Annotated in this window: 13 protein-coding genes; 10 read left to right on the top strand and 3 right to left on the bottom strand. The window is 37.4% G+C overall.

The window, feature by feature from the left end; genetic code table 11:
• The first annotated feature begins 58 nt into the window (after window positions 1–58).
• Entirely contained in the window at window positions 59–460 is a 402-nt protein-coding gene (locus tag N9R04_RS08065) for a thiol-disulfide oxidoreductase DCC family protein (RefSeq protein WP_262856245.1), read from the top strand.
• Between the two features lie 262 nt (window positions 461–722).
• On the top strand, window positions 723–1169 hold the full coding sequence (locus tag N9R04_RS08060; RefSeq protein ID WP_262856244.1) for a Dps family protein: 447 nt from the start codon (window positions 723–725) through the stop codon (window positions 1167–1169).
• Between the two features lie 362 nt (window positions 1170–1531).
• Here the strand turns inward: N9R04_RS08060 and deoD are convergent, their stop codons facing one another.
• Window positions 1532–2242 (bottom strand): purine-nucleoside phosphorylase, encoded by a 711-nt coding sequence (gene deoD / locus N9R04_RS08055; RefSeq protein WP_262856243.1) that lies wholly within the window; start codon window positions 2240–2242, stop codon window positions 1532–1534.
• 344 nt (window positions 2243–2586) lie between these two features.
• Between deoD and deoC the strand changes: the two genes are divergently transcribed.
• From deoC to N9R04_RS08040, 3 genes are all read left to right on the top strand, one after another.
• Complete coding sequence (gene deoC, locus N9R04_RS08050; RefSeq protein ID WP_262856242.1) at window positions 2587–3237, top strand: deoxyribose-phosphate aldolase; 651 nt, start codon at window positions 2587–2589, stop codon at window positions 3235–3237.
• Window positions 3238–3341: 104 nt separating this feature from the next.
• Complete coding sequence (gene deoB / locus N9R04_RS08045; RefSeq protein ID WP_262856241.1) at window positions 3342–4529, top strand: phosphopentomutase; 1188 nt, start codon at window positions 3342–3344, stop codon at window positions 4527–4529.
• Window positions 4526–4879, top strand: coding sequence for a DoxX family protein (locus N9R04_RS08040; protein WP_262856240.1), 354 nt, complete (start codon window positions 4526–4528; stop codon window positions 4877–4879). The genes deoB and N9R04_RS08040 overlap by 4 nt, the downstream gene beginning before the upstream one ends.
• Window positions 4880–5089: 210 nt before the next feature.
• On the opposite strand, the gene N9R04_RS08035 is transcribed toward N9R04_RS08040, so the two are convergent.
• Window positions 5090–5560: an S-ribosylhomocysteine lyase gene (locus N9R04_RS08035; RefSeq protein ID WP_262856239.1), complete on the bottom strand. Its 471-nt coding sequence runs from the start codon at window positions 5558–5560 to the stop codon at window positions 5090–5092.
• A 352-nt stretch (window positions 5561–5912) separates the two neighbouring features.
• On the opposite strand from N9R04_RS08035, the gene N9R04_RS08030 reads away from it, so the two are divergent.
• From N9R04_RS08030 to N9R04_RS08020, 3 genes are all read left to right on the top strand, one after another.
• Entirely contained in the window at window positions 5913–7097 is a 1185-nt protein-coding gene (locus tag N9R04_RS08030; protein WP_262856238.1) for a M20 family metallopeptidase, read from the top strand.
• On the top strand, window positions 7094–8293 hold the full coding sequence (gene ldmS / locus N9R04_RS08025) for an L-aspartate--L-methionine ligase LdmS (RefSeq protein ID WP_262856237.1): 1200 nt from the start codon (window positions 7094–7096) through the stop codon (window positions 8291–8293). The genes N9R04_RS08030 and ldmS overlap by 4 nt, the downstream gene beginning before the upstream one ends.
• Before the next feature lie 120 nt (window positions 8294–8413).
• Window positions 8414–9079 (top strand): DUF2750 domain-containing protein, encoded by a 666-nt coding sequence (locus N9R04_RS08020; RefSeq protein WP_262856236.1) that lies wholly within the window; start codon window positions 8414–8416, stop codon window positions 9077–9079.
• A 533-nt stretch (window positions 9080–9612) separates the two neighbouring features.
• Here the strand turns inward: N9R04_RS08020 and coaW are convergent.
• Window positions 9613–10410, bottom strand: a complete 798-nt coding sequence (gene coaW, locus N9R04_RS08015; RefSeq protein ID WP_262856235.1) for a type II pantothenate kinase — start codon at window positions 10408–10410, stop codon at window positions 9613–9615.
• A gap of 153 nt (window positions 10411–10563) precedes the next feature.
• Between coaW and N9R04_RS08010 the strand changes: the two genes are divergently transcribed.
• Both N9R04_RS08010 and rpoE read left to right on the top strand, forming a co-directional pair.
• Complete coding sequence (locus tag N9R04_RS08010; RefSeq protein WP_262856234.1) at window positions 10564–11424, top strand: GNAT family N-acetyltransferase; 861 nt, start codon at window positions 10564–10566, stop codon at window positions 11422–11424.
• A gap of 516 nt (window positions 11425–11940) precedes the next feature.
• On the top strand, window positions 11941–12474 hold the full coding sequence (gene rpoE, locus N9R04_RS08005) for a DNA-directed RNA polymerase subunit delta (RefSeq protein WP_262856233.1): 534 nt from the start codon (window positions 11941–11943) through the stop codon (window positions 12472–12474).
• The last annotated feature ends 96 nt before the right edge of the window (window positions 12475–12570 follow it).

Below are 12570 nucleotides of genomic sequence, written 5' to 3'. Positions count from 1 at the left end.
ATTGAAATGAATGGTTAAAGGCTATACAGAATATAAGAGAAAGATGAGGTGAAAAGGAATGCCTATAATTTATTATGATGGTACATGTGTCTATTGCTACAATTACGCAATTTGGTTAATTCAGAATGGATTATCTCACCGATATGAATTCGTACAATTACAAAGTGAAGCCGGTCAGAAATTAAAAAAAGATTATCCAGAAGCGAGAAAATATGATAGTGTGATTCTCCAAACGGGAGATCGCCTGCAATATAAATCAGATGCAATCGCTTCTTTAATAGGCAGCTTACCTAAGTTTAAATGGCTAGCGTTTGTACTCCGCTGCATTCCTCCTGTGATAAGAGATTGTGCTTATGATTTCTTTGCTCAGAATCGTAAAATTATGTGGAAGACGCATTGGCATCAACCTTCAGACTATGAACGTAGTTTCTTTATCGATAAACAAGAACACGTTGATTAATGACTACTTTTGCTTTGTTTTTATCAATTAAACTCTCGCATTCTCATTTGCAAATATGTTTGTAGTGATGTATATAATTTAAAAAGTGCATTAATAAGCGCGTTAAAGGATTTAGAAGTATGTGAGCAATCCTGTTGAATATTATAATAATTATGATATAATAATAATTGAAAATAAGGTTAGCGTATAACAAGCTTTTAATTTGAACCTCTCGTTGAAATTGAAAACTTAACTACGCCTTTACTAAAAAGGAGAGATTATTTTGAGTAATAATGAAGAAGTAGTACGTGTATTAAATCAACAAGTGGCAAACTGGACAGTAGCTTTTACTAAATTGCATAATTTCCATTGGTATGTTAAAGGTCCTAATTTCTTCGCACTTCACACTAAATTTGAAGAATTATATGATGAAGCTAGTCAATTTATAGATGATTTAGCGGAACGTATATTAGCTATTGGAGGCAATCCTGTAGCAACTCTTAAAGAGAGTTTAGAAATCTCAATCATAGACGAAGCAGGTAAAAATTACAAAGCTGAAGAAATGGTAGCAGAATTATCACAAGACTTTACGAACGTGTCTAAACAATTAGAGGAAGCTATTGAAGTAGCTAGTAAAGCTGAAGATGATGTAACAGAGGATATGTTTATCGGTATGCAAACTGATATTGATAAGCACAATTGGATGTTAAAATCTTATTTAGGTAAATAAGTGAAACGTCAATCATCAGAGTGAATTAATCTAACTGGCTAGTATTTAGAATAAATGATTGGAGGGAGCGGGACAGAAATCTTCTTATTCAAAATAAGATTTCTGTCCCGCTCCCTTTTTGGGTATCTGATTAAATGTCATAAGGGACTGATTTTTAATATGAGTTAACTATGTAAAAGATGGACGAAAGGACAGTAGGACATTACTCATTAATGTCGTTCCCACGCGCCTTAACAAAGCTTCTTTGAATTCTACAGAGAGCGCTTATAATATCATTTATTTAAAGGAAGCTAGATCATGATGATTACCAGCACTGTGATCGAGTCGCATAGCCTTTAAGACATAACTTCGATCCACAGATTTTACTCAGCGATTTCTAATGCAACTTCCATCATTTGAGTAAAAGCATTTTGTCGTTCCTCAGCAGTTGTAGCCTCATCTCGTAAGATGTGATCACTCACTGTGAAGATACCTAAAGCCTGCCGTCCAGCGTGAACAGCATTGAGATATAAAGCTGCAGATTCCATTTCAATACCTAAAATGCCCATTTGTTGCCATTGATCGTTGAATTGAGTATCAGCATTGTAAAATGTGTCAGAAGATAATACATTGCCAACGTGAACAGTAGCTCCAAGTTGATCCGCATATTGTTTAGCTTTAACCATTAAATTAAAATCGGCAATCGGTGCATAGTGACCAGGAATATTATATTGATCAACATAGTTTGAATTGGTAGAAGCTGCTTGAGCAATAATGAGATCATAAAGATTGATTTGAGGTTGTAATGCGCCACAAGAACCTACTCGAATGATCGTTTCAACATCAAAAAAGTTATAAAGCTCATAAGAGTAGATACCAATACTTGGCATCCCCATACCTGATCCCATAACTGATACAGTCTTGCCTTTATAGGTACCGGTATAACCAAACATGTTACGTACAGAATTAAATTGTTCTACATTATCTAAATAATGATCTGCAATATATTTCGCTCTTAGAGGGTCGCCGGGCATCAGAACCGTTTTGGCGATAGGTACATCATTGGGTTCGATATGTGGTGTAGATTTAGTCATAGTCATTAACTCCTTCTCTTAAACTTCGTATTAAAGATAACATTAGTTTATTATTTTAGCGAATTTTTGTAGTATAAAATTGGTTACTTTTTTGCTGCTCACATCAAAGGTTAAATTAAAGTATAAAGCAAACTTCCTGCCCCTTTTCTCACAATGCTGGATGACGATTTGGCGAGTTTGAGACGAGCGCTTTTGTCAGTCAGCTGCTGCGCACATATCGTTTGCTATAGGCAACTAAGACGTGAAGATGGAATGTTAACGTATATATGTATATTTAGGGAAAAGGGTATGCTAGTACTAGAAAGTATTTTGGGATTAATTTAAAAGTTTTAGGAGGAATACATATGCAATACGCGCAATTCATAGATCACACATTATTGAAACCCGACGCTACGGTTAAGCAAATTGATCAACTCATTGACGAGGCAAATGATTACCAATTTAAATCTGTTTGTATACATCCTACGCATGTTAAGCACGCTGCACAGTCGTTAGCAAATAGTGATGTCTTAGTATGCACTGTTATTGGCTTTCCATTAGGTGCAGAAACCTCTGAAGTCAAGGCTTTTGAAACGGAGAATGCGATTCACCATGGGGCTGATGAAATTGACATGGTTATTAATATAGGGGCTTTAAAAGATAAAGACTATCAAAGAGTGGAACAAGATATATTAGCAGTCATACAGTCTGCCGCTAATAAAACGGTTAAAGTGATTATTGAGACGTGCTTACTTACTAATGAAGAAATAGTGAAAGCTTGTGAAATAAGCAAATCAGCTGGTGCAGATTTTGTGAAGACTTCTACTGGATTCGCTGGCGGTGGTGCTACGGTTAACAATGTAAGATTAATGAAGCGAACTGTGGGATCGGAGATGGGAGTTAAAGCTTCCGGAGGTGTACGTACAGCAGAGGACTTTATAGCTATGATAGAAGCAGGTGCTACGCGGGTAGGAGCAAGCGCAGGTGTAAGTATTATTCAAGAACTCGAAAGATAAAATAAAGCAATTTAAGATCAAGTAGAGGTCAACTTAGTATGTTGCAGGCAATTAGTTTGATGTTTGCGAAATTTGCATTATAAAATTAGATTGGAGCTGAAAAAATGGTGAAACCATTTAAACGTATACATTTGATCGTAATGGACTCAGTTGGTATCGGTGAAGGTCCTGATGCTAAGGCATTCGGTGATGAAGATGCACATACACTCCGTCATACCCTTGAGGATTCAGGAGTTACGCTACCCAATTTAGCCAGTTTAGGGTTAGGTCATATTGAGACGTTACCGGGGGTGCCCAGGGTCAACGCACCTCGCGCATTTTATACAAAGCTCAGCGAAGCTTCAATAGGCAAAGATACTATGACAGGTCATTGGGAAATAATGGGTCTTAATATCATGCAACCCTTTAAGGTATACCCAGAAGGCTTTCCACCAGAATTAATACGTGAGATTGAACGACTAACGGGACGAAAAGTAGTAGCCAATCGACCAGCTTCCGGTACACAAATCATTGAGGAATGGGGCGAACATCAATTAGAAACCGGGGATTTAATTATATATACATCTGCCGACCCTGTACTTCAAATAGCAGCTCATGAGGACGTCATTCCAATAGATGAGCTTTATACGATATGTGAGCAAGTGAGAGAAATTACTAAAGACCCTAAATATTTAATCGGCAGAGTTATTGCTCGTCCTTATGTGGGAGAACCGGGTAATTATACTCGCACTTCACGTCGTCATGACTATGCGCTAAAGCCTTTCGGCGATACAGTTCTAAATTATTTAGCTGATGAAGGGTATGACGTCATTGCTTTAGGCAAGATCAATGATATTTATGATGGAGAGGGTATTACCCAGGCTATAAGAACAGAGAATAATATGGATGGCGTGGATAAATTAATTCAGACGATGCAAAGTGATTTTGAAGGATTGAGCTTCTTGAACCTCGTAGATTTTGATGCTAAATATGGTCATCGTCGAGACAAAGAGGGTTATGCGCGAGCGTTAAAAGAATTTGATGAAAGATTGCCTGAAATTCTAAATAATCTAGAGAAAGAAGATTTACTTATCATCACTGCAGATCATGGCAATGATCCTACAGCTGAGGGAACAGACCATACACGGGAATTCGTACCAGTCTTAATGTATAGTCCTCAAATCGATTATTATTATGAGCTTTCACCAGACGAAACGTTCAGCTCAATTGGCATGACGATCGCCGATAATTTCGGCGTTAAATTACCTCAATACGGTAAGAGTTATTTAAAAGAAATGGGGGTTCATAAATGAAGAAAGTTATAAGAATTCTATTAGGTATCGGATTAGTTAGTATTGGAATCTTACACTTCGTTAAAGAAAAGCAATTTAGAAACATCGTGCCACACTATTTGCCATTACGTAAAACAGCTGTCCTCATAACAGGTGTATTTGAAATGTTATTTGGTGTCATCCTCATCATAAGACGTCCTTCCCAGTTTTGGAAGAGAAGTATCAATGCATTTTTACTTTCTGTATTTCCAGCTAATGTGTATATGGCTCGAAAGAAATTGCCTTTAGGAGATAAACAATTGCCTACATGGGTATTATATGCTCGTTTACCGCTTCAATTCGTATTAATGAGAACAATTTCAAAACTATAAAAGCTTGTATGATTTGTTTGAAAGCGGGAGCGGGACAGAAATCTAATTTGAATAAAAAGATTTCTGTCCCGCTATTTTTTCTGAGATTTATGTCCCAGGGCATCTTAGTATGTTTTTAGTCATCTGCTGTCGCAAAAGCGCATGTTTCATCAGTGCAATCGGTAAGCGACGTTTACAGACTTGCGTTAATATTAGCCCTTCTCAATACATTTATTGAGCTGATTCAAAGATGTCTTTCCATTCCTCACGATGATCTAAGAACTCTTGTGCTATCTCTTTAGCGCCTTCCAATGAATGGCTAGCTGCCCAACCGCATTGGACCTCGTTACAAGCCGGTACTTCTTCAGCTGCTAATACATCTTTCAACGTCGCTTCAATAATTTGAAGCACGTCCTCGTAATCAGTGTGGTTGATAAATGAGACATAGAAACCTGTTTGGCATCCCATTGGGCTAATATCTACTACTTTATCACTGTGATTGCGTATATTTTCAGCCATTAAATGCTCTAACGAGTGTAGTCCAGGCATTTCCATATGCGCTTTGTTTGGTTGTTTAAAACGAATATCATATTTATAAATTGTATCTCCATTTTCACCTTCCATCTTTCCTGCTAAGCGAACGAAAGGTGCAACGACTTTAGTATGATCAAGATTAAAGCTTTCAACATTCATTTTAGGCATGATATTTCCTCCTCGTACATCACTTTAACTTATTGTAACAACAGTTTATATCATTTACAATTTTATAATTAGCTAAACATACAAGGAGCATTGAGTGAATGTTAAAATTCGGGGTAAAGGGTATGTATGTAGATTGCCGTATGAATGAATTGGATTCAAAATAATATTGAAATTGTGAAAAATATTAATACTTCTACTGACAAAATGAAACAAATCCGATAGAATAAGTAGAAATTCCTAAAAATTAGGATACATGCTGAGCGCGCATAGTTAATTACAGAAACTAATATCAGAAAATTAAATCATATTTAAAATAAAAATCTATTAATTATTAGGAGGGGCGCAATTTATTATGAGTATTAAACAACACATACTAGATTATATAGATAATCATCAGCTCGAATATCTGAAGATAAGTCATCAAATCCATCAACGTCCTGAGTTAGGTAATGAAGAAATCTTTGCTTCTCGCACGCTTGGAGATCAACTCGTTCAAAACGGTTTCGATTTAGAAACCGATATTGCAGGACATGGGACAGGGTTTATCGCACGTTATGAAGCGGAGACATCGGGACCTACGATAGGTTTACTTGCTGAGTATGATGCGCTGCCAGGTTTGGGTCATGCTTGTGGCCACAATATTATCGGAACTGCAAGTGTCTTCGCAGGAATAGCGCTTAAACAAGTTATCGACGATGTTGGCGGCAAAGTAGTGGTGCTCGGTTGTCCTGCTGAAGAGGGTGGTGAGAATGGGAGTGCCAAAGCTAGCTATGTGAATGAGGGGATAATTGATGAAATTGATGTAGCATTGATGGTCCATCCCGGCAATGAAACGTATCGAACAATTGACACGTTAGCGGTAGATGTATTAGATATTAAATTTTATGGTAAGAGCGCCCATGCTTCCGAAAAAGCGAGTGAAGCTCGAAATGCACTTGATGCGATGATCTCTTACTTTAATGGTATTGCCCAGCTGAGACAACATATTAAGAAAGACCAGCGTGTCCACGGTGTGATCTTGGATGGTGGCAAGGCTGCGAATATTATTCCTGACTACACCCACGCACGTTTTTACACACGAGCAACCTCTCGTAAAGAACTCAATGTCTTAACAGAGCGAGTGAGTCAAATAGCTAAAGGTGCAGCCATTCAAACGGGTTGTGATTACGAGTTTGACCCAATCCAAAACGGAGTGAATGAATTTGTTAAATCACCTAAACTAGATGAGTTATTTGTCAAATATGCAGAAGAAATGGGTGAAGCCGTCATTGACGATGATTTTGGTTTCGGATCAACTGATACAGGTAATGTCAGTCATATTGTACCTACTATCCATCCGCACGTTAAAATAGGATCTCGCAATTTAGTAGGTCACACGCATCGTTTTCGTGAGGCGGCAGCAAGTGCGCATGGTGATCAAGCGCTCATTCGAGGGGCGAAGATATTAGCGCTAATGGGGCTTGAATTAATAGAACGCCCTTCCTTACTTCATGATATTAAAGAGGAGCATCAAATAATAAAGGGGAATATTAAATGACACACCATGAGACGTTACGACCTAAACTAGTACTTAGTGATTTATATGATAGCCAAATTGTGTATACCTCTAGACCATCGTATGTTTCTAATCCTTGGTTAGAGCCGGAAGAGCATCAATCGAACTTTTTAACTGGAAGGGAACTCTTAATTGCAGGTGATATGCCTGTCATAGTACATGAAGCGTGTGTGACGCCGAAATTAGATAAATTGCTTGAGCTCGTAGGTAAAGAGAAGCCTAAACAATTATACTCATTTCAAGATAAGAAGACATATGAACGCTTGCTACAAGCGTTGGCTTATGACAAAGGTAAGAAAATCTACTTTCAATATGTCCATGATGATTCAATTCTGACCAAAGCGTATTACGCGTTAGATAAAGATGACTTTATAGCTTTAAATAATAAAGCGAAAATACCTCTCTGGACAGGAGGAAAATATTTACCTAAACGTGCGGTCGTATCGCTCGAAGACTTTGACTCGGTTGTACGTCAATGGGAATACCCATTTGTCCTGAAACCCGGTGACGATTTACCAACTGCTGGTGGTTACGGCGTTATAGTAGTTTATAACGATGAGGAATTAGAACAAGCCATACAGCGTGTACATCAAGCTGCAGATGAAACGGAACATATGATTATCGAACAAAAAATCGAGGCAGTAGCTAACTACTGTGTGCAGTTTGCTTGTGCACAAGGAGAACCGATTCAATATATTGGCAGCGCGCAACAATTAACTAATGATTATGGATTCTACAATGGTAATGAGAATGCACAAGATGTACCTCCTCATGTGATAGAAGCGGGTAGAGAAATTATGAAACGAGGAGTCGAATTAGGTTTCTTTGGTGTGGCAGGTTTTGATCTACTTGTCGACAAAGATGACAATGTGTTTGCTATTGATTTAAATTTCCGCCAAAATGGTTCGACTAATATGTTGTTACTTGAACCTTTGTTAAATCAAGGCTACCATAAGTTCTTTAGTTACTTTGCTAAAGGTGATAATGAACATTTCTTTAATACTATTTACAAATATGTAGCTAAAGGTGTTCTTTATCCGCTTTCATACTATGATGGTGATTGGTATGAATCCGATAAGGTAAACTCTCGATTTGGATGTATATGGCACGGGAAGACCCGTAAAGAAATTGAAGCATATGAAAGGGAATTTTTACGAGAACTAGAAGCTCATCAATAATGTTGTAATAGGTTCAAATAGCACTCTAAAGAGATTGCCAAGTAGGTTGTTTGACTCACAGAGTGGACTCATTTATATTTTAAATGAATGACATTCATTGTAGAGAAACGAGGGAGTTATGTGTCTTATAGAAATTATGCTTTCTACGAAGATATATTAGTTAACGAAATATTCTTTATCGCAACACATAATAAGAAATTAGTTAGACATGGAGTGCTAGGTAAAGAAGTAGTGTGTCTTTGGACAGGTAAGAAAGAAGCTGAGGCTTTTCTTAAAAAGGAAGGCGTAGAGTACGATAGGTTACATCAAATGGATATTGATCGTTTCGTAACGTACGAATTAGATGAAGTATTCGATGAGGGGGACGAAGTGCTCGTTAACCCTTCTGGTCCTAGCGATGGAGAATTAATAGATGTCGTTAAAGTCACATCAGAATTAATGTCTGATCTTGATAATATTCGAGTTAAAGAATTTGTAAGAGTTGTTGCTAAAGAAGACGCGGTTTACGGGCTTTCTAAAAAAGGACAAAACCAATTTATTATGATCAGTGATGGAGAAGAAGAAAAGCCTAACATCATGCCTGTCTGGAGTCTTAAAAAGAGAGCAGAAGCAGTTCGCCAAGAAGACTTTGAGGAGTGTGAGATCATCGAAGTTGAAGGTGAAGTCTTTGGTGAGTGGTTAGATGAGCTTAGAGATGATGATAACGCTGTAGCTATTGATTTGAAAACCGGTGTGGTAGGGACAGTAGTACCTGCTCAAAAAGTGGCGAATGAATTGACGTTCTAATTGACGCTACGTCATTTAAGGGTAAGCCCGTGTTGTGTGGAAGGCTAAATAAGGTCAAACGCGGATGATGCCCCGTCCTTTTAGCATCTTGGCAGTAGATGACTGATTTGAAACGCGCTTGTATCAAGCTTTTTTCAATTCTAGTCATCTTTGCCGGGGGGGACAACGAAATCTTTTTATTCAAATTAGATTTCTGTCCCGCTCCCATGTAAAGACATGAGCGCACGTTGTGCTACTCAACGTATCATATGATTAAAATAAATACTTCGAGGCTGGGACATAATGGTCTTTAACTAGAGAGAAAGAGGCTGGGACATAATGTAATGTCTCAGCCTTTTTCCGCATTTTGGCAGTAGATGACTGATTTGAAAATGCGCTTGTATCAAGCTTTTTTCAATTCTAGTCATCTTTGCTGGGGGGACAACGAAATCTTTTTATTCAAATTAGATTTCTGTCCCGCTTCTGAAGTTTTTTCAGTTACTGAGATTGTTATATCTTAGGGCCTTTTAGTTCGTTTTAGTTAACAGGAAAGGTTAAAGATAGATAGCACCTATTGCTCCAGAGAAGGCGCCTTTTTCAACGGTGTATGGCTTGAAGCCACGTAACACTGTATAATCTTCAACTACTTTTTTTAGCAGTGGATTATTGTGGAATGAAGAACCGATGTAGGCTACATTTTCAGTTTGATGCTCACGTGCCACAGTGACCGCCATCGTTGTAATGACTTCACCCACCACTCCGATAACTGATGCTAGTTTATCTGCGGGAGTAAATGTGTGATTTAAATTCTTAAGAACGTGACCAAAGTTAGCAGCTGTTAAGTCTCCTGAGATAGGGGGCTCTGTATCTGTATAAATGTGTTTAACCTTTAAATCTATAATATCACGGTTACCTTTTTGAGCCGTATCTGTTAACTGTTTATAATCAGTTATGCCAGTGAGCAAGTATCCGAGACCTTGAATCATGCCACCGCCAGTGCCGACACCGCCGACACGCTTTTGAGAGACGCCATCAGAATAATGGATAGATGTTCCAGTACCAACATTAGTAAATATGTAATTGTTTAAATCATGGCCTTGCTCTTGTAGTAACATCTCTACTCCCTTAGCAGCTGCATCAAATTCTACATAAACGGAAGCTGTGCAATTTAAGCGTGAGTTAATCAGTGCTGCATTTCCTCCAGTTAAGCTAATACTATCGCACTCAGTTTCATCCAACCACTTGATAACCTCATCGATGTCACTCGTTTTTGTTGTTTCATAAGTTCTTTTCCCATTATCATCTTTTACTATTTTTATAAGTGTGCCACCTGCATCGATACCAATTTTCATCACTTGCTCACCTCGACATTAATCAATCATCTTTTATATTATAATATTTTACTCGTAAATCAAGTACGAAAATCCTTTTTAGCAATTAACTTACTAAATTAAATTTATTGGGGTATGTTAAACTTAGATAAAATAATAAGGGGATTAAATGAGATGAAACAAAAAGGGATATTTGGAGATATTATCATTCAAGAGTTTGAGGAACAGTATAGAGACAATTTAACAGCGTTCCAGCTAAATGAACGTCAACAGATCTATACCTCCTTACCGAAGGACGTACTTGACGAAGCGATAAGCGACCCACATCAAAGGGCAAATATAGCTTTAAATAAAGATGACGAAGTAGTAGGTTTCTTCGTACTGCATGCATACTACCAACATGAAGGCTATGATACGCCTAATCAAGTCGTGTACATACGTTCACTTTCGGTTAATGAAAAGTTTCAAGGTCAAGGTTATGGCACGCAGATGATGATGAATTTACCGCAATATGTTCAACAGTGCTTCCCAGACTTTAACCATCTTTATCTCGTCGTTGATGCTGAGAATAAAGGGGCTTGGAATGTCTACGAGCGGGCCGGTTTCATGCACACAGCAACGAAAGAAGAAGGGCCTATAGGTAAAGAGCGCTTATACTATTTAGATCTCGATGCTAAATATGTTTCTTCTTTAAAATTAATTCCAGGTAAGTCTGAAGAAAATTATAATATCCATATCATTAACTTAGAAAAAGATAATGAAAAAATAGGCTTTGTAGCGCTAGAGAAATATTCTACTCGAGTTAATATTGCAGCGATAGAAGTGACTGCGTCTGAAAGAAAAAGTGGTGTAGCGCAGAGTGCCCTGCGCCAATTGGCTACTTATATTAGAAAGCATTTCACAAGTATAACATTAATAAGAATAACTTTATATGGTGAATATAATGAGTTGAGACCAATGTGTACAAATAGTAATTTCGTTGAAACCGTTACTACAGAGAATTATGTTATCTTCGAGAAATTCATTAATTATTGAGGGAAGTTTGCGTATTTCAATATTGTCATTTATAATCATGTTTTGTTACTATTAATGAGTATGAAAGGTAAGGACTAACAGAAGTTGAGTCTAAACTTAAGACCAATGCAACCCAATTCAATTGTTAAACATGCAAGCGAGGAAAGTACATTGTGACAGAGTCATCTCGCTCTGTAAGGGTAACTGTGAGTCTAGTAACTAAGTAAGTTATTACTTAGAACTAATGAGATACTAGATCTATACTTCATTTACTCCTAAACCACCGAATGAGGTTGAGATATAAAGTTTCTGTGCTCTCGGAACCTAATTAACGGCGTCTTAAAAGCAGGATTGTCGACAGAAACAGTCGTGATTTGACAAAATATCAACAATCATTTTGCTCATCGCTCAGTTCTGCTCCAATCCAATATGCTTTTGCCCCGACCTCTTCAATGATGTAAACTTGGTTATTACTGATAATGAATAATTTACGACATGATAAATTTTTAATTAAAGCCTGCGAAAGGAAGTATTCGGATGAAGATTCAAGATTATACTAAAGAAATGGTAGACGAGAAATCATTTATTGATATGGCCTACACGATGTTAAATCAAAAGGGCGAAACGATGAATTTATACGATATTATCGATGAATTCAAAGAATTAGGACATTATGAAGATGAACAAATTGAAAATCGGATTGTTCAATTTTACACTGATTTAAATACTGATGGACGTTTCCTCAATGTAGGCGAAAATGAATGGGGATTACGTGATTGGTACTCTGTAGATGATATCGAAGAAAAAATAGCTCCTACAATTCAAAAATTTGATATTCTTGACGATGATGATGAAGAAGATAAGAATCTCAAGCTCTTAGGTGAAGATGAGGATGAAGATACTGAACCATCACCTAAGGAAGCTGAAAGTGAAGAATCTATTGACGACGATGAAGAAGAAGGACAAGTAGAAGAAGAAATGAATGATAATGATATCGTTATTGATGAAGATGAAGATGGTCTTGAGGAAGAAGAGGAAGTATTTGAAGACGAAACAGATATGAATGATTAAGCTCTTGAAATCCGATTGACTTTTTCTGTGAAAGTGATAAAATTTTATTCGGGCTCCTTAAATTTGGAGACGACGTGTATAAAGTATACGCTCCCC

Source organism: Staphylococcus marylandisciuri (assembly GCF_025519785.1).
Lineage (GTDB): Bacteria > Bacillota > Bacilli > Staphylococcales > Staphylococcaceae > Staphylococcus > Staphylococcus marylandisciuri.
This window is presented reverse-complemented; position numbering and strand designations above follow the sequence as displayed.